The 23,497-nt window shown below is 60.0% G+C and carries 20 protein-coding genes and 1 pseudogene; 10 read left to right on the top strand and 11 right to left on the bottom strand.

Features of this window, described 5'->3' with window-relative positions; translation table 11 throughout:
* Positions 1-127: 127 nt before the first annotated feature.
* Genes AC5RVN_RS15840 through pdhA form a run of 3 tightly spaced genes read right to left on the bottom strand, consistent with a single transcriptional unit; the run spans position 128 to position 4,043 of the window.
* A complete protein-coding gene (locus AC5RVN_RS15840) occupies positions 128-1,681 on the bottom strand; it encodes a dihydrolipoamide acetyltransferase family protein (protein ID WP_494138568.1) in 1,554 nt (517 codons plus the stop codon).
* 2 nt (positions 1,682-1,683) lie between these two features.
* Positions 1,684-2,796, bottom strand: a complete 1,113-nt coding sequence (locus tag AC5RVN_RS15835) for an alpha-ketoacid dehydrogenase subunit beta (RefSeq protein WP_494138567.1) — start codon at positions 2,794-2,796, stop codon at positions 1,684-1,686.
* Complete coding sequence (gene pdhA, locus AC5RVN_RS15830; protein ID WP_494138566.1) at positions 2,793-4,043, bottom strand: pyruvate dehydrogenase (acetyl-transferring) E1 component subunit alpha; 1,251 nt, start codon at positions 4,041-4,043, stop codon at positions 2,793-2,795. The genes AC5RVN_RS15835 and pdhA overlap by 4 nt, the downstream gene beginning before the upstream one ends.
* A 161-nt stretch (positions 4,044-4,204) precedes the next feature.
* On the opposite strand from pdhA, the gene AC5RVN_RS15825 reads away from it, so the two are divergent.
* The 6 genes from AC5RVN_RS15825 to AC5RVN_RS15800 all read left to right on the top strand — a co-directional run bounded on the left by AC5RVN_RS15825 (position 4,205) and on the right by AC5RVN_RS15800 (position 8,560).
* Positions 4,205-4,669, top strand: a complete 465-nt coding sequence (locus AC5RVN_RS15825) for an Lrp/AsnC family transcriptional regulator (RefSeq protein ID WP_494138576.1) — start codon at positions 4,205-4,207, stop codon at positions 4,667-4,669.
* 138 nt (positions 4,670-4,807) lie between these two features.
* Entirely contained in the window at positions 4,808-5,362 is a 555-nt protein-coding gene (locus AC5RVN_RS15820; RefSeq protein ID WP_494138565.1) for an alternate-type signal peptide domain-containing protein, read from the top strand.
* A gap of 69 nt (positions 5,363-5,431) precedes the next feature.
* A complete protein-coding gene (locus AC5RVN_RS15815) occupies positions 5,432-6,040 on the top strand; it encodes a hypothetical protein (protein WP_494138564.1) in 609 nt (202 codons plus the stop codon).
* Positions 6,041-6,071: 31 nt separating this feature from the next.
* Positions 6,072-6,683 carry a signal peptidase I gene (locus AC5RVN_RS15810; RefSeq protein WP_494138563.1) on the top strand — a complete coding sequence of 204 codons (612 nt, stop codon included), beginning with the start codon at positions 6,072-6,074 and terminating at the stop codon, positions 6,681-6,683.
* Positions 6,684-7,181: a hypothetical protein gene (locus AC5RVN_RS15805; RefSeq protein WP_494138562.1), complete on the top strand. Its 498-nt coding sequence runs from the start codon at positions 6,684-6,686 to the stop codon at positions 7,179-7,181.
* A gap of 287 nt (positions 7,182-7,468) precedes the next feature.
* Positions 7,469-8,560 (top strand): LamG domain-containing protein, encoded by a 1,092-nt coding sequence (locus tag AC5RVN_RS15800; protein ID WP_494138561.1) that lies wholly within the window; start codon positions 7,469-7,471, stop codon positions 8,558-8,560.
* Positions 8,561-8,655: 95 nt separating this feature from the next.
* Here the strand turns inward: AC5RVN_RS15800 and AC5RVN_RS15795 are convergent, their stop codons facing one another.
* Together AC5RVN_RS15795 and AC5RVN_RS15790 are read right to left on the bottom strand one after the other, a co-directional pair.
* Positions 8,656-8,814 carry a hypothetical protein gene (locus tag AC5RVN_RS15795; RefSeq protein ID WP_494041627.1) on the bottom strand — a complete coding sequence of 53 codons (159 nt, stop codon included), beginning with the start codon at positions 8,812-8,814 and terminating at the stop codon, positions 8,656-8,658.
* A gap of 3 nt (positions 8,815-8,817) precedes the next feature.
* A complete protein-coding gene (locus AC5RVN_RS15790) occupies positions 8,818-9,867 on the bottom strand; it encodes a glycosyltransferase family 2 protein (RefSeq protein WP_494138560.1) in 1,050 nt (349 codons plus the stop codon).
* Positions 9,868-10,394: 527 nt separating this feature from the next.
* On the opposite strand from AC5RVN_RS15790, the gene AC5RVN_RS15785 reads away from it, so the two are divergent.
* Positions 10,395-10,790, top strand: coding sequence for an Hpt domain-containing protein (locus tag AC5RVN_RS15785; protein WP_494138559.1), 396 nt, complete (start codon positions 10,395-10,397; stop codon positions 10,788-10,790).
* A 53-nt stretch (positions 10,791-10,843) separates the two neighbouring features.
* Here the strand turns inward: AC5RVN_RS15785 and AC5RVN_RS15780 are convergent, their stop codons facing one another.
* The 4 genes from AC5RVN_RS15780 to galE form a co-directional block, all read right to left on the bottom strand.
* Entirely contained in the window at positions 10,844-10,987 is a 144-nt protein-coding gene (locus AC5RVN_RS15780) for a hypothetical protein (protein ID WP_494138558.1), read from the bottom strand.
* Between the two features lie 342 nt (positions 10,988-11,329).
* On the bottom strand, positions 11,330-12,676 hold the full coding sequence (locus tag AC5RVN_RS15775; RefSeq protein ID WP_494138557.1) for a MinD/ParA family ATP-binding protein: 1,347 nt from the start codon (positions 12,674-12,676) through the stop codon (positions 11,330-11,332).
* A 205-nt stretch (positions 12,677-12,881) separates the two neighbouring features.
* Positions 12,882-13,028: a hypothetical protein gene (locus AC5RVN_RS15770; RefSeq protein WP_494138556.1), complete on the bottom strand. Its 147-nt coding sequence runs from the start codon at positions 13,026-13,028 to the stop codon at positions 12,882-12,884.
* Between the two features lie 908 nt (positions 13,029-13,936).
* Positions 13,937-14,953 (bottom strand): UDP-glucose 4-epimerase GalE, encoded by a 1,017-nt coding sequence (galE, locus tag AC5RVN_RS15765; RefSeq protein ID WP_494138555.1) that lies wholly within the window; start codon positions 14,951-14,953, stop codon positions 13,937-13,939.
* Positions 14,954-15,933: 980 nt separating this feature from the next.
* On the opposite strand from galE, the pseudogene AC5RVN_RS15760 reads away from it, so the two are divergent.
* The 3 genes and pseudogenes from AC5RVN_RS15760 to AC5RVN_RS15750 all read left to right on the top strand — a co-directional run.
* Positions 15,934-16,297, top strand: a pseudogene (locus AC5RVN_RS15760) (transposase); the annotation flags it as partial.
* Positions 16,298-16,319: 22 nt separating this feature from the next.
* On the top strand, positions 16,320-17,186 hold the full coding sequence (locus AC5RVN_RS15755) for a glycosyltransferase family 2 protein (protein ID WP_494138554.1): 867 nt from the start codon (positions 16,320-16,322) through the stop codon (positions 17,184-17,186).
* A gap of 345 nt (positions 17,187-17,531) precedes the next feature.
* The gene (locus tag AC5RVN_RS15750; RefSeq protein ID WP_494138553.1) at positions 17,532-18,743 is read left to right on the top strand and encodes an SGNH/GDSL hydrolase family protein; all 1,212 of its coding nucleotides are present in this window, start codon (positions 17,532-17,534) and stop codon (positions 18,741-18,743) included.
* Here AC5RVN_RS15750 and opgC read toward each other — a convergent pair.
* The gene (gene opgC / locus AC5RVN_RS15745; RefSeq protein WP_494138552.1) at positions 18,740-19,858 is read right to left on the bottom strand and encodes an OpgC domain-containing protein; all 1,119 of its coding nucleotides are present in this window, start codon (positions 19,856-19,858) and stop codon (positions 18,740-18,742) included. The two genes, AC5RVN_RS15750 and opgC, sit on opposite strands and share 4 nt — an antisense overlap.
* A gap of 1,588 nt (positions 19,859-21,446) precedes the next feature.
* Complete coding sequence (locus tag AC5RVN_RS15740; protein WP_494138551.1) at positions 21,447-22,967, bottom strand: tyrosine-protein kinase domain-containing protein; 1,521 nt, start codon at positions 22,965-22,967, stop codon at positions 21,447-21,449.
* Positions 22,968-23,497 lie beyond the last annotated feature (530 nt).

Below are 23,497 nucleotides of genomic sequence, written 5' to 3'. Positions count from 1 at the left end.
CACAAAGCTCAAGGGCCTGAGCCCGGTGCAATACCGGGCCCAGGCCCTCGCGGCCTAGAATCCCACTTAGCCAGTCCAACCTCAGGGGACCAGTTCAAAGTGAGAGAGCGTCCCGGGGGTTAGGGCGTTAGAGGTCGGCTAGGAGGGTGGTCGGGTTTTCGATGGCGTCCGCTACGAAGCGCAGGAAGCCGGCCGCTGTGCCGCCGTCGCAGACGCGGTGGTCGAAGGTGAGTGTCAGCTCAGTAACTTTCCGAACAGCGAGCTCGCCGTTGACCACCCAGGGTTTGTCGATAATACGGCCCACGCCGAGGATGGCCACCTCGGGGTGGTTGATGATCGCCGCGGAGCCGTCTACACCGAACACCCCGTAGTTATTCAGGGTGAACGTGCCACTGCCCAGCTCGGTGGGTGTTGCCTTACCTTGGCGCGCGACGTCGGTGAGTCGCCTGATCTCTGCGTCCAGCTCACGGGCCGTCAGCTTTTCCGCCGCCCGGACTGAAGGGACCACGAGGCCGCGGTCGGTCTGCGCGGCGATGCCGAGGTTGATCCCGTCGAAGGAGACGATCTCCTGGGACCCGTCGGACCCTGTTTCGATGCGCGTGTTCAACTCCGGGTATTTTTTTAGCCCAGCTGTGACAAATCGGGCAATGAACGCGAGCAGGCCCGGCACATCCGCACCGTTCGCTTTGAGCCCCTCGCGGAGCTCGAGCAGTCCCGTGGCGTCGACGTCCACCCACACCGTAGCTTCGGGAATCTCCGCACGGCTGCGCGACATGTTGGCGGCAACGGCCTTGCGTACTCCCCTGACAGGTGTGCGGGAAAAAATGGGCAGCCCAGTGCGGACGTCCCGTCCCTGGGTGTCAATCCCCCCGGTTCGTACAGGCTCAACAGCTGGACTCGCTGCCGGCTGTTCTTCGACAGGCTCAACCACCGGCTCTGCGGGATGGATAGCAGCTTCAACGTCCCGGCGCATGATCAGTCCGCCCTCGCCGGAGCCCGGAAGTTCCCCAAGGTCCACGCCGTGCTCCCGCGCCATGCGCCGGACCAGCGGGGAAATTACCGCGCCGAGCTTGCCGGGAACGCGGGTGCGCAGGAGCGAAAGGTCCACGTCGGCACTCGCAGCCGGTCCGCCGTCGGCCGCCCCATCCTCCAAGGGGAGGGCCTCGTCCTCGAGGGGAAGGGTGGTGACGGCGGCAGGCGTCGATGACTTGCGTGCCCGCGTCCGCCGCGCAACGCCGTGACCGCCGGGAGTTCCGTACCCAATCAGGACGTTGCCCGAGCCGGCCTTTTCCTCCTCGCGGTACAGCTCGCCCTCGGCATCAGCAGGGGTTTCAGCTGCCTCAGCCGCCGGCTCCCCCAGCTCGGTCTCAACCGGCTTGGTTTCGGGCTCGGCCGGCTCAACCACCGAAGCAGGCTTGGTTCCAGTGGTCCCGGCCCCAACCGGCGTCACCGAGATCAGCGGCTTCCCCACGTTCAGCGTCTCCCCCGGCTGCCCATGCAGCTCAGCAACAATCCCGGCATACGGAGAAGGCACCTCAACGGTGGACTTCGCCGTCTCCACCTCGGCGATCGGCTGGTCCACGGAAATGGTGTCCCCCACGGAAACGTGCCACGAAACCAGCTCCGCTTCGGTGAGGCCCTCGCCCAGGTCCGGCAACAAAAACACGCGTGTTTCACTCATGGTCAGTTCTCCCACTGCAGGTCGTCGACGGCGTCGAGGATGCGGTCCACGCCGGGCAGGTAGTACTTTTCAAGCTTGGGTGCCGGGTACGGGATGTCGAACCCGGTGACGCGGCGGATGGGCGCGGCCAGGTAGTGGAAGGAACGTTCCTGCACCCGGGCCACAATCTCGGAGGACACGGACGCGAACCCGTGCGCTTCGGCGATCACCACGGCCCGGCCGGTCTTCCGCACGGATTCACATACCGTCGCATCATCGAACGGAACCAGCGTCCGGACGTCGATGACTTCCAGCGAGCGCCCCTCCAGCGCGGCCGCCTCGGCAGCGGCGAGCGCGGTGGGGACGGACGGACCGTAGGCGATCAGCGTCGCGTCAGTGCCGGGACGCGCGACGGCGGCACGCCCCTCGGAGGTGCGGCCCGCCGTCGTGCCTTGCTCATGGGCGGACCGGAGCGACGCAAGGTCCACCAGGTCCTTGGACCAGTAGAGCTTCTTCGGCTCCATAAACACCACGGGATCGTCCGAGTCGATGGCTTCGCGGAGCATCCGGTACCCGTCGGCCACGGTGGCGGGGGTGTAGACCTTCAGGCCGGCGGTGTGGGCGTAGTAGGACTCGGAGGAATCGCAGTGGTGCTCCACTCCCCCGATGCCTCCGCCGTACGGCACCCGGATCACCAGGGGCAGCTTCACGGCACCCTTGGTGCGGTTGTGCATCTTGGCCACGTGGCTGATGATCTGTTCGAACGCCGGGTAGGCGAACGCGTCGAACTGCATCTCGATCACCGGGCGCATCCCGTTGATGGCCATGCCCACGGCCATGCCTACGATGCCGGACTCGGCCAGCGGGGTGTCGAAGCAGCGCTGCTCGCCGAAGGTGGCGGTGAGCCCGTCCGTGATGCGGAAGACCCCGCCGAGCATTCCCACGTCCTCGCCGAACACCAAGACGGAGGGATCAGCGTGCATGCCGTCAAACAAAGCGGTGTTCAATGCCTTGGCCAGGGTGACCGGCTGTGGCCCTGCGGCTTCGGCGGACGCAGCGGCGGAGGCGGCTGCCCGGGCGGTGGCGGCGCTGACGTTGCCGTTGGCCTCGGACGAGGTGGTGATGGTGGGGCTCATTTGCCGGCCTCCTTCGATACATTCTGTGATGAGGCTGCTGCGTCGCGGGCGAGTTCGTCGGCGAGCAGGGCGGACTGTTCCTTCAGCTGCGGCGTGGGCGTGGAGAATACGTGGCGGAAGAGCTCCTGCGGGTCCACCGGCACGTCCTCGCTGAGTCCTTCGCGCAGCTGGGCGGCCACGGCCTCTGCATGTTCACTGATCCGCGCCTCAACGGCGTCGTCCAGCAGGCCGCGGTCCGTCAGGTAGGTCCGCATCCGGTTGACCGGGTCCTTGGCCCGCCACTCGGCAACTTCGGCGCTTTCGCGGTAGCGGGTGTCGTCGTCGGCGTTGGTGTGGGCCTGCATGCGGTAGGTGTTGGCTTCCACCAGCAGGGGGCCGGAGCCTTCCCGGGCCAGCTTCACGGCGCGGTCCAGGACGGCGAGGAGGGCGACGACGTCGTTGCCGTCCACGCGTTCGCCCGCCATGCCGTAGCCCACGGCCTTGTGCGCGAGCGACGGCGCCACGGACTGGTGTGCCAACGGCACCGAGATGGCGTACTTGTTGTTCTGGACGAAGAAGATGACGGGAAGGTGGAAGACGGCGGCGAAGTTCAGGGCCTCGTGGAAGTCGCCTTCGCTGGTGGCGCCGTCGCCGCACATGGCCAGCACCACGGTGTCCTCGCCGCGGAGCTTGGCGGCGTGGGCCACGCCAACGGCGTGCAGCAACTGCGTGGTGAGCGGGGTGCACTGGATTCCCACTTTGTGTTCGAGGGGATCGAACCCGCCGTGCCAGTCGCCGCGGAAAATGGTCATCACCTGCACGGGGTCGACGCCGCGGGTCATCACGGCGACGGCGTCGCGGTAGGTGGGGAACATCCAGTCGCCCTCGGACAGGCACAGTGCGGCCGCCACCTGGCACGCCTCCTGGCCGTGGCTGGACGGGTACACGGCCATGCGGCCCTGCCGGACAAGTGCCGAGTTCTGGTCATTGACGCGGCGGCCGACGACGAGCTGTTCGTACGCTGACAGCAGTTCCTCGTCACTCGGCAAGGGGTACTCGTGGCCGGGTTCGGTGCCCTGCTCATCATCGGGCTTGAGCCGTCCGGCCGGGTCCACCATCTCGATCTGGTGCCGGGCCGGGAGCATGTAGTCCTCGGCCGTGATGCCGAACTTCTTCACGGCCTCGGTCAGGGCGTCCTCGGCGGGCGCAGCGCCGGCTTGACCTGCGCTGCTGGTGCCCGGCGCGGTGTGGTTCGCGGAGATCGTCATCGGTTCCGTCCTTCTGTTGCCACTATTACTCCCCAGTATCCGCCCGGGAAAGGTTTCGTATCCAGCACCCCCGGAAATCGTGGAGAAGCTGCCCGGTTCTGCCTACACTGGGAGACGAATTGTAAGTGTGAGCCAGATTACTGACGGGGTGCGTGGACGAATTGGCAGCCAGGGATGCCGGGACCGAACCGGTCCCGCTGGACGACATTGACCGCAGCATCATTTCGGAGCTGACCCGGGACGGCCGCATGTCCGTGACGCAGGTGGCGGAGAACGTCCACATCTCGCGGGCGCACGCGTACACGCGGATCGGCCGGCTCACCTCGGAGGGCGTGCTGTCCAGGTTCACCGCGCTGGTGGACCCGATCAAAGCCGGGCTCCGCTCCTCTGCCTACGTGACCCTGAAGCTGAAGCAGGACGCCTGGCGCGAACTCCGGGACCTGCTAGCCGCCATTCCGGAGGTGCACCATGTGGCCCTGGTCGGCGGCGACTTCGATGTGATCCTGTTGGTCCGCGCCGTGGACAACATTGACTTACGGCGGGTCATCTTCGACCAGCTGCAGTCCATGCCGGGCGTGCTGGACACGCAGACGTTTTTGGTGTTTGAGGATGTTGATACGCGGTAATCGTGAACTCTGGCCGATAGTTTAATTTTCAAATACCTTGAGCTTTTGTTGACCCTTTGACCCCCCAGTTTTTGAGGTTGCCCCGGCAATGTGGTGTCCAGCTAAACCACGGCACACAAAAACTAAAGGGGACACATCATGAAGAACAGCACTCTGGTCAAGGGCACCGCAGCCATCGCCGTTGGCGCAGCACTGCTGCTGGGCGGCGGCGGAACCCTCGCCGCGTGGAACGCAGAAGCCAGCGCAGCGCCCGGAACCATCGTTGCCGGTGACCTCAACGTCGTAAAGAGCACCAACGGCGTCTGGAAGGACCGCGCCGGAACCACCATCCCTGACATCAGCGCCTACAAGGTGGTCCCAGGCGACAAGCTCACCTTCACGCAGGACGTTGACGTCACCCTCACCGGGGACAAGATGGCTGCCACCATCGTGGCCCTCGGCGCTGAGCCAACCAACGGTTTCACCCCTGCCAACGTCGCAGTCAGCGCCCCGAGCCTGACGATCAACGGCCAGCCCGTTCCGAACAACCTCACCGCGTCCACCGGTATCCAGAAGGTCACCGCCACCATCACCTTCGAATTCCTTTCAGCCACATCAGGCCGCGCTGACGTCTCGAAGTCCTACAGCTTCGGCAACATCAAATTCACCCTTCAGCAGGTGGTTGCCGGTACCGGTCAGGCCGGAACCCAGTAATCTGATGCCGGTGGGTGGCCCATCACCGCCCACCCGCTGGCGATTCCAGTAGCAGACCAGGGGGAACTGATGCGCATCAAGCGCTTACTGCAGGCGGCGGCTTTGATCGCCGTCGCAGTGGTCCTGGGTCTCCTGACCGTACAAGGCACCTACGCCCTCTGGAACGCCACTACCAGCACGACAGCCGGAACGGTATCCTCGGCCTCGTTCATCGTGGGCCTCACCTCAGTTCCTTCCGGCCAGGCAACCACCATGACCCTGGCCGACGGTACCCCCGCCAACCTGGCTATCACTCCAACCGCCACACTGTTGCCAGGCGGATCTGTCTACGGCGGGGTTGCAGTGGCCAACAACACCAACGCCGGTGGTTCGTTCGACACCGTTATCACTGTCGCTCGAGGACCCGCGACAGGCACGGGAGACGGAAGCCTGGCGCAGAACGTCACCGTCAACACCAAGATTGTTTCCCTCCCGGCGGACTGCAACACCACCACCGGCTACATCGCCCTGGGAGCATCGGGGCTCGTATCGCCGGCAGTGGCTAAGGGCGGGTCCACGGTCTTTTGCTTCCAGGTCACCCTTAACTCCTCAGCCCCTGCAACTGCGAAAGGACAAGCAGTGAACATTCCCCTGACGCTCACCGCCCGCCAGACCTGCGGGGTGTCCGGTGGCTGCTGACCTGACAACACGTCCGGCTCCCACAGCCCGCATGCCCCGGACGGACAACCAGGCGGCAGCGTCGCCGTCGCCGTCGAAAATTGAGGACACCCGGGACGAGGGGGGCGGGGCGTGGAGCACCATTGCCCGCATGGTCAGCATGTCCGCGATGCTCATCGCCTTGTTCGCAGCGATGGTGTTGATTGTGATTCCGGTAGCAACCGGATCCCAGACCTACACCATCCTCACCAAATCCATGGTCCAAAAGTTCCCCCCGGGGACGTTCATGGTGATGAAGCCCGTAGCGTTCAGCGAGCTCAAGTACGGCGATGTGATCACGTTCCAGCAGTACTCCGGCCGCCCGGATGTGGAGACTCACCGCATTGTTGGTTTTGGCGCCACCCAGCAGGGTGAAAAGACACTGATCACCAGGGGCGACAACAACGGCGCCAACGACCCTGAGCCCGTTCGTGAAATTCAAGTCAAAGGCAAACTCTTTTATGCCGTGCCGTATGTCGGCCATGTAGCCAACGCCCTGGGCAATTCCGATCGTGAGACGTGGACCAAGATAGCCGCCGTGGCGCTGATCGGCTATGGCGCCATCACCGTCTACAAATCCGTCCGCCGGTCTCGGGCTGGCAAGCCGCCCGCACAGGCGGCCTAGATGCCGCGCTTCCGGGATATTCGAGGCGCCGCACCCGCTGTTGGCGCCTTCGTCCTCACCCTCATGCTCGGGCTCGGCGGAACGGCGGCGTCCGCACTGTGGCAGCAAAGCGCAACGGCCACCATGACCGTCACAGCCGCAGCTACCTGGCCCGTACCGACCTTTTCCGGGTTCACCTGCACCAACGACAACAACAGAACGAACGCCGTCTTGACTGCCACCGGCCCGAAGGTTCCCGTTTCCCTGACGTACGACGCTCTCCAGCCCAGCGGCGCCTACGGACCCTCCTACTCCGACGCGGTGACGCTCGGCACCACCAGCACGGTGGGACTTAACATAACCTCGCCGATCATCGCTGCCAACCGGACCACTCCGCACCTTACTGTTCGGGTAACAGCCGCCTATGCCGACCAGACGCAGATCACCGCCACCGCAGTGGTACAAATCGAACAGGGCAACAACAGCAACAAAGTCACCTGCATTTCAACCACGACGTAGCGTTCCAAGCTCTCTGCCGATCCTTTAAGCTTTCCGCAATAGCCCTCGTCTTGAACGAATTGCACACGTCCCTCCGGATTTGGCGCCGGCGACTAAAAAAAGCAACAACTTTCGCGATTCCTGCGCAATTCCTGCGCTAATGGCAAAATCCTTCGTTTCCCTTGAGCGAAAGTCCGATGAATCCACTTTTGTTCTATTGTTTTGGCCGGAAAACGCAGTGAGGATGAACTGGTGCACACCGTGGTGCACACACAGCTTGCTGGGAGCAATGATGGAGGGGACTTTGCATGACCGCTGGAAACTGTTTTGCCTCACCTTTCGCGCGCCGCGGGAAACCGCTCGCTATCTTGATGGTCGCGGGGGTGACAGCATTGGCGGGACTGCCCGGCGCAAATGCTGCTGACACAACTCCGCTGGATCCAAATCCCGGCCCATCGGGCAGCTTCAGCTGGAAGGGTTTCAACTGGGAAAAGCGCTTTTGGGGTGGCGCACCCCAGTACAACCAGGCATACGACCCCACCAACGTGAGCGGTCCCGACGCCAACGGGTACGTCTCCCTGAAAATCACAAACCCTACCGGGGAAGCACCCGTCGGAGCTGAATTCCAGTCCACCCGGGAGGGGTTCGGTTACGGAACATACAGCACTGTTGTGGAAAAGGATCTCAGCGCACTGCAAAAGGAAGTGGTGTGGGGATGCTTGTTCACCTATGATCCCGCGGCGGCCCCGGGCTACAACGAGATCGACCTCTGCGAAGCTTCAGCCTGGGGAGGCGGGGCTGCCTATGGGGAGTCCTGGCCGGTAAGCCAGGGCCACGGCTACTGGTTTGATGCCACCAAGCCGCCGGGAACGGGCAACAACACCGTCACGTTTGACGTCACGAACAGCCCCATCACTACCCATCGGATGGTCTGGGAACCGGGCCGGGTCACATATGAGACCTTCGCCGGCGAAGGCTACACAGGGCCCCTGCTCAAGCGCACTGTGCTGGAAGGTGCAACGGTGCCGGTACCGGCAAAGGAACGAGTCCACTTCAACTTGTGGGTCACCGGCGGGGGCGGGGGCGACCCTGCGCACGTCAAGCCTGAACACGTAGTTGTTCGAGACTTTTCCTTCGTGGCATCGGCCATCAGCACTCCCCCGGTAGCCGCCCCCGAAATCAAACTAAGCGCAACCAGCACTGTTACGAAAAAAGGGGCCACCACAACCTTGAAATGGTCCGGTGCCGCTGGAGCCAGCGTGACGCTATGGACGAACGGCGTGAAAAAAACAATTGCCAATACCGGGAGCTTTACGAGTTCCGTGAGGGTTGGAAGTACCATGACCTATAAAATCTGCGATACCGCAAGGTGTTCAAATACCATCAGCATTACAACATAAAGAATGACCACAGGCGCGAGGCGCGCATTGCGTGCGCACCTCGCGCCTGTGTCTGCTCTTGCATCACATTTGCTTATTAACTAATGTCGATAAGCCTACTGGCCGCGGACCGGAACAATCCGCTTAATAGCCAGGCCAAGGGCCAGAAGCGCAAAGGCGGCGAGGGCGAACCAGAAGATATCGCCTGCTCCGGTCATGGCGAGAGTTCCTGAGCCGGCGCCGGCGGCCGCGGGAATAGCTGCATTGTTATACATGGGTTACCACACTTTCTTCCTTTTGAGAATTGCATCTGTATACGCCTTCGCGTGGACCGCCTGCAGAAACAGGTCAATCATTAGTTCGTACATAGTGGCGGCGGCGAGCATGTACCTCCATCCCCGCAGTCTCACCGTCACTATCCGCTCGATCACGAAGACACCGGTCACGGCAAGCCAGAATGGCTGGATATGCATTGCTGCCCCCGTGACCAGTGCAAACGCCACCGTGCCCACATAGGCAAACGTCACCATCACGCCTAGGGCGGAAAGCAGCTGCCTGCCCCAGTACGGCCGGGTGACTGCGGTCCACCCGTACTGCATGCAGTTTTCCAGTGCACCTCGCTTCCACCTCAGCCGCTGCGACCACAATTGCCGCCAGGTGGGCATCACTTCGGTGACGAGGGTGCAATCTGTAGGAGAGCGGATGCGGTACTTGAGAGTCAGCAGGGCGAACGACAGTTCGTTGTCCTCCGTCAAAACGGACGTGTCATAAACACCGCCGTGCCCGTCGCCGGCAGGCAGGGTCCCGTCGAGCCGGGCGGCCACCACATCCCGCAGAGTCCGGGCCCGGAAGAGCGCTGCTGTACCGGTTACCACCAGGCATTTTCCGTGGAGGCGCTGCACGTCCCGGACATAACGGGCATATTCGTTCCGCTGCAGGTGGCCAACTAAGCCACCGCCGGGGCCACCTTGGAACACACCTCCTACAGCACCGAGCCTGGAGTCTTTCCGCAAGTGGGCGGCTGACCGCTCAATGAAGTCCGTGGACAGCTGGGAATCGGCGTCCTGCACGAGTATCAGATCTTCCGGTGCGGATGTTGGCAGCAAGTCGGCGAGGACGAAGTTCAGCGCGCCGGCTTTCTTGTCAGTGTTGCCAACCGTCCGGATCACCTCTGCTCCGGCCTGCTCTGCGATTTGCTCCGTGGCATCGGTGCAGTTGTCGGCCACCACGATCACCCTGTCCGGGACAAGGGTCTGGTTATACAGTGAGTTCAGCGTTTCTGCTATTTCGGCTTCTTCATTATGTGCCGGAATTATCACCGTAATCACGGATTCACCGCCAGCAACTTATTAGGTTCAACAATTGCCAGGCAAGGCACCAGCAATGCGCACAGCTCTTTCATGAGTCCCTTTTCGTCAGCGGTTTATTCGAACCGAGCCTTCCAACGGAAACGCAAAAGAACTGCATGTAAGCAGTCAAGGAAAGTGCAAACTTTTATCAAGATCGGCTCAAGCGAATTGCAACGTAATCTGGGACACGTTTTGTATCCCGCGTGTAAAAACTCTTGAGCCTTTCTTGATTTCCAACTGCAGGGATTCTTGATTCATACCCGGCAAAGTCTCTTCAACCAGCTGAATAGATGGACCACCGAGTATTTGCGAGCTTTCAACCGAACGCTTTCCAGCTATTCGCTCACCCCCAAGGACCTGATTCATGATTTACGTACGTCAAGACGCGCTGCCCACGGCCCCCGCTAACGCTGCTGAACTTGCCTGCGCGCTTAAACCTGCAGGCTTCCGCCGGAAACGGGGCCACATGCTTAGTCAAGCTGCTGTTGCGAAAATACTCCGAGACCGTGGCTGAGCGCGGCCTGGCTCTGCTGGAAGCGGCACCGCTCATGGCCCTGGCGGAGGACACAGGAGACGCTGCCTGTGCTTTGAACTTCCTGGGGGACTATCTCCGCATGCTCCCGGGGAGGATGGGGCGGATCAGCACACATCTCAATGAACAGGACCCCGAGGCGGCCATGGACGCGCTCTTGAGCCTGAGGGTCACATCCGCCATGATCGGGGCACAGGAAACGGAGCGCAAGTGCCGGGCCATTGAGGCCCTAATTCGCTCCAACCAGATTCAAGAAGCTAGTGCAGCTGCGCTGTCCCTTGAAAATTCGGTTAGTGCGCTGGTTGTCCGTAGCCAGGACCTTCTTGTCAAAGCCCGGGCTGACCTACAACAAGTCGCCCAGCCGGTTTAGTACCGGGTGTGCGGACCTTTGAGGACGCTTCAAGGCTCTGCGGCTTCATCGCCTTACTTGTTGAGAGCCATCAGCACCACCGGTATGGTCGCCAAGGCCAGAGCAACGAGCAACACGTAGGACAACAGCCGCATGCGGGCCTGCCGCCGCTCTCGGCGGGAGTACTTCCCGTAATAGCCAGCACCGTGTTTTCCCATGCCGCGAGGTTACAAAAGTGACCCTCAAGAAACGATCAAGCCCACGGAACTGTTACGCGACTAGGACTGAACAGGCTGCGGTACCTAGTGGCGGCTCTTCGCTCTAATTAGACCAGCGGCAAGAAGGCCAGCCGCCCCCAGCGAAACCAGCATCCCGCCAAGAGCCGCAGCGTAGTCGGTGATTGTCATGTCCCGATCCCTCCCTATTTCCCTGGTTCTGCCTGTTAAGCCCAACCTATGCGAGAGAGTAAGGACTTGGCGAGGGATCGCACGCAAGGTCAGGTCAAGATTCGGCTACGGCATCATGACTGGATGTGCGCAGGTAGGGACTGATGTGCCTGCCTACCGGTATCCATCCACGATGGCAGCAGCTATTTCCTTGTATGCACGCCGGGTCTCGGGCTTGAGCACGTCTAGGGTAACCAGGTCGCCGTCGGCCACGCCACGGTCATGTGGAACGGCAATCAGCTGCCGACAGATGCCGGCGAGGTGTTCCTCAATAGCGTCCTTGTCCACCCGGGAAGAAACCTCGTCCTTGTCCGTGATCACCACGATCGCGTTGCGGGCCAGATCCTCGTACCCATGGCTGGCCAGCCACTGCAGGGTGCTGCGGGCACGCTTGGCACCGCTGACCGCGTAACCGGCGGCGATCACCAGGTTGTCCGCGGACTGTAGGATCCCGCTCATGGCATTGTGAGTGACGCCGGTGCCACAGTCGGTGAGGGCGACGGAGTAGTAGGCGGCAATCAGCTTGCGGATCCGCAGATACTCTTCCGCAGTCAGTGAGTCGGAGACTTCCGGGTCCTGCTCCCCCGCAATAAGGTGCAGCCGGCCGGCGTGGTGCATGTACCGGGCCAAAGCCGTCAGGGAATCGACAGAGTCGATGTTCCGGAGCAGGTCTGTGATGGTGCGCGGGCTTGACTGCTGGTAGATCCCCTCCCCCAGGGCGCGCTCGACGAGGTCGCCTGAGTCGGGATTCGCGTCTATGGCGCAGGGCGCGTCACCGCGGTACTCGGCCAGAGTCAGGCCTACACCCACGGTGGTGGACGTTTTGCCGATGCCCCCTTTGAGGCTGAGCACTGCCGTGTTGTAGCTGCCCTGCAACTGCCGCGAGATGCGGCGGCCCAGTTCTTCTTCCTGGCGCTGCTTTTCTCCGGGGCCCAAGTTCCAGGCACCGCCGGTCATCTTGAAGATGGCACCACGGACACCGCCCACGGGCCGCGGTTTCTGTTCCTTGACGAACAGGCCGGGCGAGCTGATGAAGTCGGGCAATGGTTTCTCGGCGATGGTGTCTGCGACTGTGGGCCGGGCGCGACGGAAGGCCGGGATTTCAGAAGGAGAGTCCGACGGCGCCGGGGCAACTTTCGCATCTGCTGAACTACCGGCAGGGGTGCCGGCATAGTCCTTGGAAGGTGTGGCTGAACCTGGCACCCGGGAAGGGGCAGGAACCTGCCCGACAGGCTTTGCCACGTCGGCTGCAGCAGCGGCGTCCGCCCAGGAGGTTCGACGCGTGAGCGGTTTGCCGGCGTCCGGCTGGTTGGAAGGGTTGGGCTTTACGGCTGGCATGGTTCCTGTCCGGGCATCCGTCAGGTCACCATCGTCGCGACGATTGTCACGGCGACGGCGCAACTGCGGCTGCCCTGCATCCTCTACATAGGCGCGTGAGTTCTGATCGGCCGGATCGGGCATGTCTGTCCCCCAGGACGTTCGGCAAACTGCTTTGTAGCACTAGTTCAAACAGTAAGTCTAAGCGTTTTGCCCTTTACGCCTGTTCAGCTGGCTGCGAGTGCTGCGCCTACTACAGCTGCAGTGAGGACCAGGAGGACTATCAGAACGGCATAGGCCTGCCATTTGGGACGGGCTTTGTGGGGGTTAATGTCTACGTACGGCATGGCTAGCGGCGGTTTCCTCGTGGCGCGGCGGGAACGGTAACCCGTATGGCACGGCGCTTGAGCCGGAGCATCTGATAGAGGACAAAGAAGGGAACCAGCAGGGTGCCCAACAGCGCACACAGCGCAAAGGCAAACTCAGATATAGCCACAATAGTCTCCTCGGTCACAGTGATCCCCAATCAGCTATGACAAAACCACGTGATACGCAGAATAACAAGTCACATCAATGGCTGGCTCGCCACATGCGGAGACTATCGGCGCAGAGCCATAACCACCACGCCCGCCGTTGCCACCAACAAAGCGGACAGCAGGACATAGGAAAGTAGCCTTAAATTTCGCTGCCGCAGCTCACGACGCGAGTATCGAGCGTGGTATGTATCTCCGTATCTGCCCATGCCCCACATGATAAAAACGTGGCCTCAAGGTTTGATCAAGTCAAGCTGCTTGTTACGTAACATCGCTTTCTACTGCTGTGAGCGCCAGCAGTAGAAAGCGTCCCTATAGCAGAAGCAACATCACAGTTGCCGGCCCGTTGCACCTTCCCGCTTAGCAGGCCAGCAGCCTATGTGAACCCCGGACGGTTATTCACTCTTACCCGCGGCTCAAGGCATGAATCCGGTAGAACTGTGCTGGTGCCACTGTTAAGCGAGGGGGCTAAATTCTTTCTGGTTAGTACACGACCCGGTTCTGGCGGGAGGGGCGCGACGGCTTCATTGCCCGTCCCCGCGTTCGCCGGCTATGCCAACAGAACCCAGGGGTTTTGCGCGCGAGCGACGCGCCACGGACGAAAGCGCCGCTGGCACTGATATTGGTGTAGTCGTCGTCCACCTCTCAATATCAGGCAGGTGGAGGCGAGCGCAACTCCGCCGAGGCATTGCGGAATGACAAACGAATTTTGGCTCCAGCTGTAGATAGGCCCAGCGGCAGCTGGGCCTATCTACACGACGGACACGGAACCATCGCACGGCTAGCGAACAGCAAGCCAACTGGAGAGTCATGCCCGATTTCACAGATGCAGGGCTCAGTGAACCCGTTGCGAAAAAGCCCGTGGACTATTTTAGTTTCTCCCGTACCCAGCAGGATTTAGGGACTGCCAGCGCCAATGGTCTTCACACATTTGCGATAAGTTCCGGTGCGCGGACCAACCGAGGTCGGAAAGAGCAGCTGATGCATCGGCATAACTTACGGCGGCGTCGCCGGCTCGACGAGGGGCAAATTCGTAGGCGATATCCCTGCCGGCAGCGGCAGTAAAGGCTGCTATAACCTCCAGGACAGATGTTCCCTTGCCGGTTCCTAAATTCCAACGATAGATTCCAGTTCTGCACTGCAGATAGTCCAGGGCCGCCAAGTGACCGCCAGCAAGATCCATCACGTGAATGTAGTCTCGAATCCCAGTTCCGTCGGGTGTCGGATAGTCGTTGCCGAATATTCGTACTTTGTCCAGTCGCCCGACTGCAACCTGCGCAACGAACGGCAGCAAGTTGTTCGGGACTCCTTGAGGGTCTTCGCCGATTCGTCCAGATTCGTGCGCGCCGACCGGGTTGAAGTATCGGAGCAGTGCGACGCTCCAGCGGGAATCGGCCACGCAGAGATCCGAAAGGATGTCTTCGATCTGCTCTTTTGTCCGGCCGTAGGGGTTTGTAGCGTCAAGCGGGGACTTTTCGATAAGGGGAACGTGCTCGCTGGCTCCGTATACAGTTGCCGACGAGCTGAATACAAGTTTCCGGACTTTCGCACGTTCCATGCTTTCGAGCAAGTTCAGGGTCCCCGTGACGTTGTTCCTGTAGTACAAAAGAGGTCTTTCGACAGATTCACCTACTGCCTTCAGCCCGGCAAAGTGAATAACCGCCTCGAATCCGCCCTCGCGGAATACAGCGTCGAGGGCTTTGCGTTCGAGGAGGTCCCCCTCCCGGAACGACACCACACGTCCCGTGATTTCCTCTACTCGCCGTAAAGACTCCACGCTAGAGTTTATTAGGTTGTCTAGAACCACGACCTCGTGGCCGCGTTCAAGCAGGCAAAGAACAGCGTGTGATCCAATATATCCGGCACCCCCGGTTACCAATACCTTCATGCCGTCAGTTTACTTGGCAGAAAGGGAAAGCTTTCCTGTTTGCCGCATGGGCTTAGGAACGTAACCCTATTATGCGGCTTCCGCGCTTCCACTCGTAGTGTGGCAAGGTGATGCTCTTGTTGAAGCTGCCGCCCGGCTTACGTTCTAGCCCTAAACCCGTGCGAAGTCCAGGTGTCAGACTTGCAGTGAGGCGGTATTAGTCAGCGGTTCCAGGAGGGAAGCAAGTTCTGGGATGATGCGAACGTGGTCCGAGTAGACCGTGACCCTCGTCGCCTTCCTCGGCAATTATGATAAGTCTTGATTCGCGGTCAGCGTTTCCAAGACTGGCCAAATCTTAGTGCTGGCCTCGTCGTCACGTCGCGGCCACGACACGAAAAGGATGAGGCCGGGTCGTCAGGCTTCTGCTCTCTCAGTCTATGAGCTTCCCAACCGCGGCAGGCCTGAACATGCCTCCGAATTTTTGTGGGCAGTCCGGCGGACTATTGCCCCTTAAGGGGAAGTTGGCGCCCGCTGGCTGGGCATCGAACGGACCGCCGGCACCTTAACCTCACCCGGAGAGGAATTGCCGCGATCTAGAGCGGGCTTCCTCTTGGTCAAGGCGTTCGTGCTCGTCCGTGCAGGACCACCTGCGCCAGCGGCACGCACGCCCCTACTCTCGGCCAGTAGGAGCTCGCAGGGCTCGTAGCCGCATGTCCTCGGCCAAGGCTCTGCGAAGAGAGGGCTGTCTGAATAACGGTGGATCCGCAATTGGCCTGACACGGCGGGTGTTGCCTCGCGGGGAGGACTGATCATGAGCGCAACCGTGGATTCCATGGCGACTGATTTGGATCAGCAAGAGTTAGCGCAGCAGCTCCTAACCCACCCAGGGAGCAGGACATCGACCTCGTCGGCCCGGACGGGCTGTTGGACCGGTTGACGAAGAACGTCCTGGAGACCGCTCTAGAAGCGGAAATGGACGAACATCTCGGTTACAAGGCAAATGGGCCAAGCAGTACCCGGCAATCACCCGGCTGTGGGAAAACGCCTGGAGAGAGTTCGCGCCGTTCCTGGACTACGACGTCGAATCCGGCGGGTCATCTGCAGCACCAACGCCATCGACTCCATCAACGCCCGCCACCGGCGCGCGGTCAGGGCCCGCGGGCATTTCCCACAGAGCAAGCGGCCATCAGATGCCTCTACCTCGCTGCCCGGGCACAAGACCCCACCGGCAAAGGCAGGGCACGATGGGCCACACGATGGAAGCCTGCCCTCAATGCCTTCGCCCTCAGCTTCGACGGAAGAATCAAATTAAATGCCAGCCCTAGGTCCACCGAAAATCGGACAATCCCGCGAAGAGCGCTTTGAGTCCCTGAATAATCTGCATGACTTGGATGTTATCCACTTTCAAAAGGCAAGGGCACGTTCGGATATGCTCATGGTCGGATTGATGGACTTGATTGTGGGGGAAAAATTGGCAAAGGTAACTATCGTGGTAGCGGCGTTCAACGCGGCGGCGACGATCGCGGAGACACTTAGATCGATTCAGGAGCAGACTTTTCAGGACTGGGAAGCGATCATCGTTAACGATGCGTCGACCGACGGCACGGCAGAAGCCGTACGCCCTTTTCTGACCGACCCAAGGTTCCGGCTTGTTGAGAACGCCTCCAACGCGGGCGCTGGGAAGTCTAGAAATCTTGCCATCCGCGAGGCGACCGCTAATCTCATCGCTGTTCTTGACGCAGACGACGTCGCAAGGCCGGAACGGCTAGAGAAGCAAGTGGCTGCTTTCGAGGCCGATCCCGGCCTCACGGTTCTCGGCGGCCAGCTCGCAGAGTTCGGCACCTGGGGCGGCCCGGAAGTTACGGCCTATGCTGTAGACCCTGAAGAGATCCAGGACAAAATTAACAACGGCAAGATGCCAGTAGCCCATTGCGCCGTAATGATGCGCAAAGCAGAGGTGCTTGCTGTCGGTGGCTACGACGAAGATTGCAAGCGCGCCGAGGATTTCCTGCTCCTACGCAAGCTAGTGGGCAACAAATTCGCAGCACTCCCGGACGTCTTGGTTGACTACCGTACCGTCCGCCCCTTGCCACTTGCATACGCCATTTCAAGCGGACGCTACGGCCGTATGGCACGTGTGAGGACCCACCCAACCAATCCCCGCCCAGTAGCGGTGCAGGGCTTCCCTGCCAGCATTCTGACTGACGCCCGGTCCGTGGTCACATGGGCTCGCCGCCGCTTGCGCGAGCGTTAAAATTCCGCAGCAGGTGCGTAGCCTGGCCACCAAGCGAGTACCGCCTTTCAATTAATCAGCGTAGCCGCCACTCTGGTCTCAAAATTCCCAAGCCAATAGCTTCTGCATATGACTTGGGGAATTGGAGACGAGGGACACGCAGCGTCCCGACATGACATTGCAGTAAAGCGCCGGGGGTTTCTCCGCGCAGGGACTCTAATGACTGCACTTACCGGCGCATCTGCGATAACTGTAGTGACGACTACAGGGGCTCAAGCAGAAGTCACGCCGACCGCCGCATCTTCGCAGGCGTATGCGCCCCTGTTTGCTGGTTATATAACGCGGACGGCCGAACCAATCGGAGTAGTGGCACTCGGCTCGTCGACGACCGATGCCGGAGAGATACCCTTCGAGTCCCGGTATGTCACCCGTATAATTCGGAAAATTCAGCAGTCCTACCCCTCAGGCCAAGGGTCCGAATCCGAGATCGGCAACCTGAACACGCCCCGCCGCACCACGCCCGGCATCCACGGGTACAACGGCGGACTCTCCGCCTCAACATCAGGCAGCTACATAAACGACGCGAAGGTGGCCCTTATCGGGGCCCTAAAGCCTCGCGTAGTGACGCACGCCATCGGTTCCAACGATGCAGCTCGAGGGGTCAGCCCCGACGCATACAAAGCGAATATGCTCTCTTGGCTTACGAAACTCCGCGCCGCAAACCAGGGGCCCTGTGTCCATGTCTTGATCCATCAACATGAACGTTCCGACGTCGCATTGGCGTACCCTTGGTCCTCCTACTTGGCTGCACTTCAGTCCATCGCCGCCGCTTCCCCGAACGACGTTACTGTCATCGACCTTTCCGGGGACTTCCGCGCGCTCGGCATTCCGGGCAAAGACCCGCTCGCCTGGATGCACCCTGACCGCGTCCACCTCGTGGAGAAGGGACAGATCTTCATGGGTGAATCACTTGCCCCTTATTTCAGGGCGGATCGACCCGCGCCCATCATTATCGGTACAACCACTGAGGCGTCCCCTGCAGCGTCACCCTCGCCGCAACTCGTAAAGGACTCCTTCAACCGCTCCAACTCGTCGACGCTGGGATCTGCACAGACCGGGCAAGCCTGGGCTACTATCGCCGGCACCGCTGCTATCGCAGACAACAAGGGAACCATAACAGCAGGCACCGCATTGATTGAATCGGGCTCCGCCGATGTGGCCGTCAGCGCCAACGTGTTGAAGACGAACAACACCCCAGGCATCATCGCACGCGCCGCGGACAACGCCAATCGCATCGGAGCCTTCATGGCTGCCGGAAACCTCCAATTATTCATTCATGACAACGGCGTCCCCGAGACCATTTCAGTAGGAGCCGACTGGCAGGAAGGCCAGACGTACGCAATCAAGCTGGTCTGCCAAGAATCCAACATCCAAGTACACGTCGACGGCGTGCTAACTATTTCACACACATTGACCGCATCTCAGCAAGCGAAGTTCGGCGTGCTTACTAAGTGCGGCATCCGACAGGGTGGCGGTACCGGAACCTTTGATGAATTCACAGTCACCAAGGCCCCCTAGCTGCTGCCCAGGGACTGCCTCTTATCGTTAGCGGCACGCTGAGGTTTCCGCTGCAGCTGACGCACTAACGCCCAACCCAACATGAGGACGAGCGAAGCAACTGCCATAGCCACAGCCGCCAACTGAGTCGGCGTCTCCCCCACCAACACGGGGGCGAAAATGGTCACTACGGTCAGAATAACGAAAGAATCCAGACTCGCTCGTCCGATCCGCCGGAAGGGGCTGAAAGCCCGATCCCCAAATTGAAGAAGCCAACTGACGCCTGTATACAGAGCTACGAAAGCAGCCCACGCGACCAGTATTCGACCGGGCCCAACGGTCCCTTTAGAGAAGAACCACTCAATGACGGGCGTCCACCCTGAGAGGGCACCGATGCGCGGCACTACTAAGCCGGCCAGCACGGAGAATACGGCAACGACCGCTGCGGCTACCAAGACCCTTCGGGATTGAAGCTTGGCGTCTAGACCCTTATCTTTCCAGTACCAGCCGCCCAGGAATCCGGACAGGAACAGCAACTGCCATGCTCCCCAGTTGAAATAGCCCGCCTTGTCCAGGCCTTGCGGAAGAGTAGTGTTTGCAGGCAAAACTAGCGCGGCGACGTACAGCGCCAACGTCATGACCACCAGAGTGAGCACCTTTCCACGCAGCATCAGCAGAAGGGCGCCGGCCGCCAGCATCATGAGGACTACATACATGCTCAAAATGTTGAGGTCTTCTGGATTCACTTGGAGCAAAAGCGTGCGCAGGAGACTGGATGCGGCCCCGCCCTCTTGGTCGAAGGCAGGTAGCCACGCAGCGGCTGCTGTTACGGTGCCCACAATGAGGGCTAAAAAAACCGACGTCACGTGGATGCCGTAGAGGATTGCTGCGCGCCGCATCAGCACTGCTGTTGCTCCGGCCACGCCTACCCGCGCAATCCGTCCTTGTTGAATCATTCCAAGCACGAGGCCGGACATGAGAACGAACCCCGAGGCCCCGTCCAAGAAGGGCACCGCATGCAGGATGCGATCAAGAATTGTGCCGCCGGCAAGATGCCCGAAGGTCATGCTGATTATCCAATAGCCGCGAATCACGTCTATGGCTTGATCACGCGTGCTTGCGATTGAGATGTTCAACTATGCCCCCCGGCTTGCGTCGTCTCGCAAGCAAAGGTTACCCGATCAAGCCCTCACGCGACCACTAAGCCCGGGACGCAAGGGCAGGTTGAGAGGTCACATGATTTGGTTCTGCTGGTCCTCGTAGTCATTCCATTCGCACTCAAGGCTGCAGTACCTGTACCCCCCCGCGCTACGGAATGTAGCCTCTTCAGCGCGGCAGTAGTCACATCCATTTTGCCTGCGGCATAGTGCAGTAAAGAACTCCCGGAATATCCTCATCACCTATGAATAGGCGGCTCATATCAACTTCGGCACAAAGGACAATCAAGATTTTCGAAGGATCAAAGCCCTATCGAGTCAGCACCATCAGAACCATGGTTACGACGCAACAGTCAACTCTCGTATCGGGTGCAGCAGGGGCAAAGGCGAAAAGGCGCGCGTTCCAATCCCGAGAACCGCTATAGCGCCCATCCACTTCCTTGGGCGGGCGCCCTTTTCTGTTGGCTGTTCCCGTGGCACGAATTGAAGAGCGAACAAAGTTCACCTTTGACGGCAGCACGTACAAGCCGCCAACACAGAGCCGCAGTTGGTCGTTGGTAGCGTCAGCACGTTCGAGTATGGCTCCGAACCCCTGGTCATCGCAAAGGGTCCCCCAGTGGGGCGGGGGGACAGTCCCGATCCACGGGTACGAGACGCACTACACCTAGGAATGGGTGGCCGTCGTCTGGAACGATGACACCTTCCAGCACTTCGATTGCTGGGTGTGAGCGGCAGACGTGCGTCGCCCCGGCGAGGATGAGTGGCAGGGCAACGACGACCCGTTTTGAGCTTACAATTCCATGGGCGATCGATGGGCAAAACACCCCAGCACAACATGATCAAATTCAGTCATAGCGCGACAAGCGGAACCTGCATAAAGCGCCTGTAAACAGCCGTTCTAGCCCGTAATGAGGGGGCAGTAACGGCGTTGGAGTGGATGGGATAACCGATACGCCGGGTTCTGACCTAATCGGCGTCCTTGCCCCGGACGGTCCGCTATGCCGGCACTTCGTCGTTGGTGGTGAAACTGGTTCAGTGTCTTGAAAGCTGAACGGCTCGTAGCCCTGCTGTGATGGATGTTCTCTACGCATTCATCAACTCAGGAGCTACGAGCCCTGATCAAGGCTTCTTCCCCGCGCCCTGATGCTGCCACCGCCATTTCAAACCTGCCCGGCTACCGAGTCACCGGCACCGAGGTCCGTGCCTTTGGCCAGAACATATAATCAGTTGCTCATCAGATTGTCCGCGGACGGCCGAAGCGGCACTTCAGCCATCTTCATGTCAGCGGAGGGCGATTGCGTTGAGACGGGTACGGCGCATTCTACTAAAGGGAGCGAAAATTCGAGATGTCTCCTTTGAAGACTTCGTGTTCGAACTGGTCCGGTTTCGGACAGCCTACTAATCATTCGTGTGTTACCACCGCTACAAACCGGTAGTCGCTTGCCTTTTAGAGCTAGTTTCTGAGAGCGTACAGAGATCACGCCTGAATCCTACGGCTATGCTTTCTAGCGCGAAATCCACTCCAGCAACGGCCAACTGCTCCACTGAGGAAGTGACCAAAGGAGACTTAGGAGCGCCGCTCCGCGGACAGAAATGTTGTGGCCTGACGATCGCCTTCTGCTGACAACTTTCGAACAAAACCTTCGGAGTCTGCTGGCGGTACATGGAACCGAGATGAACGGAGTCTTGGGCCATGCACATTGGGCTCTCCTCCCTGTGATTTGTGCGAGCCTTGCTCTCCTTCACTGCTGTAATAGCCATATGCGTATGCATCTGGCCCCTTGGCAGGTAGCCTGTTTAGTATTACCCCAAGAACGTTCGAGCCGACCATTTCTAGGGCACTCAGGGACTTTTCAAGATCCACGTAACGTAGTTTTTGAGACCCGACGACGATAACGACTCCTCCCACGTGCTGTGAAAGAACGGCGGCATCAGTAACAGGAAGTAGCGGAGGCGCATCAATGACGACTGCATCAAAGGCAAGCTCCAGGCGTTCCACTAACTGCCGCATCTCAGTAGATCCCAGCAGTTCGCTCGGATTCGGAGGGATTTGCCCCGACGTCAAAACAAAAAGATTTTCATTTCCCCAAGGTTGCAACAAGTCGTCGACGTCGGCAAGGCCAACGAGGGCGGTAGTCAGGCCGGCGTTTCGCTCAAGCCCCAAGTACTCGTTGACCATGGGACGCCTGAGGTCAGCATCAATAAGGCACACCGACTGACCAGCTTGGGCTAGTGCAATAGCAAGGTTTGTGGCTGTGGTGCTCTTACCTTCCCCGGGCAATGACGAGGTAACCAAAACCGACCGTGCTTGACCCGAAACGTTGGCGAACTGCAAGTTCGTTCGTATTTGACGAAATGCTTCAGCACGGGGGCTTTGAGGCGCGGTTTGAGTCAGCAGCGGCTTTCGAATAGCGTCCTGGTCAAACTGAATGCCTCCAAGGAGAGGCAAAGTGGTTACCTGCCGTAGGTCTTCTTCGCCTCGAATTCTGTTATCGAGTTTCGTTCTGAGCACAGCGGCAAGAACACCGAAGGCTAGACCGGCCAATAGTCCGACAAGAAGGTTTAGGTTGGTATTAGGGGCAGAAGGAGTTGCGGGCGCGGTGGCCGGTTTGATTATCGAAAGACTCACGGGCGAGTTTCCACCCGTTTTGGGCTTCTCCAAAGTATCTACTGCCTCTACCAAACTGCTGGCGACAGCCTGGGCTATAGCAGCAGCTTGAACTGGGGAGTTGTCGGCTACAGAGATGCCAATAAGCACAGTATTAAGGTCGGTGGTTGCTTCCACTCGCTGTGCGAGCTGGTCAGCAGACACAGGAAGGCCGAGTGCGTCGATGACAGGCTGCAGTACTACCGGCGACTCGACCGTCTTTACGTAGGACTGCACGCGTGCTTGGCTGAAAATATTGCCCTGCTGTAGCTCTTGTACAGAACCCGAATTTTGTATAGCAACAAAAAGTTGCGTGTCCGCCCTATACGTCGGCTTGGTCAGCATCGATAGGGCGCCACCAGCAAGAAGCCCTACAAGGGCCGAAGCCACGACCAAAATCCAATGACGCCGGAGCAGACGCAAGTAGTCGCGCAGGTCCAAGTCGGTCCCCCCTAATTCACTTAGATTCCCGTAGCCCAGAAGCACCTATAAAATCACCCGGCCCACGTTTAGGAACCATTCTACCTTCCCGCTGCCCCCTCATTTGCCGACGACGCCAATCGCGTAACTACAGCCCAAGAGGATGACTCCGGATCTCCAGTGACTGAGCCGCATGTGGTGGTAACACTGGTAGTTCGTAGTCCCTACCGACGATGGGTACGGGTCTCTTTTCCGGGGAATGCCGCGTAACCGGTCAACACAAAGCCCGCGGAGCGACGAATCGTTGAGCTTACGTTGAGCTTTACAGCCTGACGCCTGCGCCAGTTGGGCTTCACTGCCTCTTCCTCCCCCGATGAGCATGTTGCAGTTCTAGCGCTAACGGCAATCGCCCTAAGGCTGAATAATGGCACCAATGGAAAGATAAGTAAAAGTAGTAAAACAAACCTAGCCGTTCCGCTGCAGCAAACTATCCTTTGCAGATGTCACCGCGGCCCAGCCTTTTTAGGTTCGCCCCTAGAGCCACCGGACAC

The organism is Arthrobacter sp. sptzw32, assembly GCF_059089735.1.
The sequence above is the reverse complement of the archived record's forward strand: the minus strand, read 5'-3'. Positions and strand labels throughout refer to the sequence as shown.

Bases quoted from the DNA above. Each gene is read 5' to 3' on its own strand.
- AC5RVN_RS15840 (WP_494138568.1), bottom strand. From the start codon at position 1,681: ATGAGTGAAACACGCGTGTTTTTGTTGCCGGACCTGGGCGAGGGCCTC.
- AC5RVN_RS15835 (WP_494138567.1), bottom strand. From the start codon at position 2,796: ATGAGCCCCACCATCACCACCTCGTCCGAGGCCAACGGCAACGTCAGC.
- pdhA (WP_494138566.1), bottom strand. From the start codon at position 4,043: ATGACGATCTCCGCGAACCACACCGCGCCGGGCACCAGCAGCGCAGGT.
- AC5RVN_RS15820 (WP_494138565.1), top strand. From the start codon at position 4,808: ATGAAGAACAGCACTCTGGTCAAGGGCACCGCAGCCATCGCCGTTGGC.
- AC5RVN_RS15815 (WP_494138564.1), top strand. From the start codon at position 5,432: ATGCGCATCAAGCGCTTACTGCAGGCGGCGGCTTTGATCGCCGTCGCA.
- AC5RVN_RS15810 (WP_494138563.1), top strand. From the start codon at position 6,072: ATGCCCCGGACGGACAACCAGGCGGCAGCGTCGCCGTCGCCGTCGAAA.
- AC5RVN_RS15805 (WP_494138562.1), top strand. From the start codon at position 6,684: ATGCCGCGCTTCCGGGATATTCGAGGCGCCGCACCCGCTGTTGGCGCC.
- AC5RVN_RS15800 (WP_494138561.1), top strand. From the start codon at position 7,469: ATGACCGCTGGAAACTGTTTTGCCTCACCTTTCGCGCGCCGCGGGAAA.
- AC5RVN_RS15795 (WP_494041627.1), bottom strand. From the start codon at position 8,814: ATGTATAACAATGCAGCTATTCCCGCGGCCGCCGGCGCCGGCTCAGGA.
- AC5RVN_RS15780 (WP_494138558.1), bottom strand. From the start codon at position 10,987: ATGGGAAAACACGGTGCTGGCTATTACGGGAAGTACTCCCGCCGAGAG.
- AC5RVN_RS15775 (WP_494138557.1), bottom strand. From the start codon at position 12,676: ATGCCCGATCCGGCCGATCAGAACTCACGCGCCTATGTAGAGGATGCA.
- galE (WP_494138555.1), bottom strand. From the start codon at position 14,953: ATGAAGGTATTGGTAACCGGGGGTGCCGGATATATTGGATCACACGCT.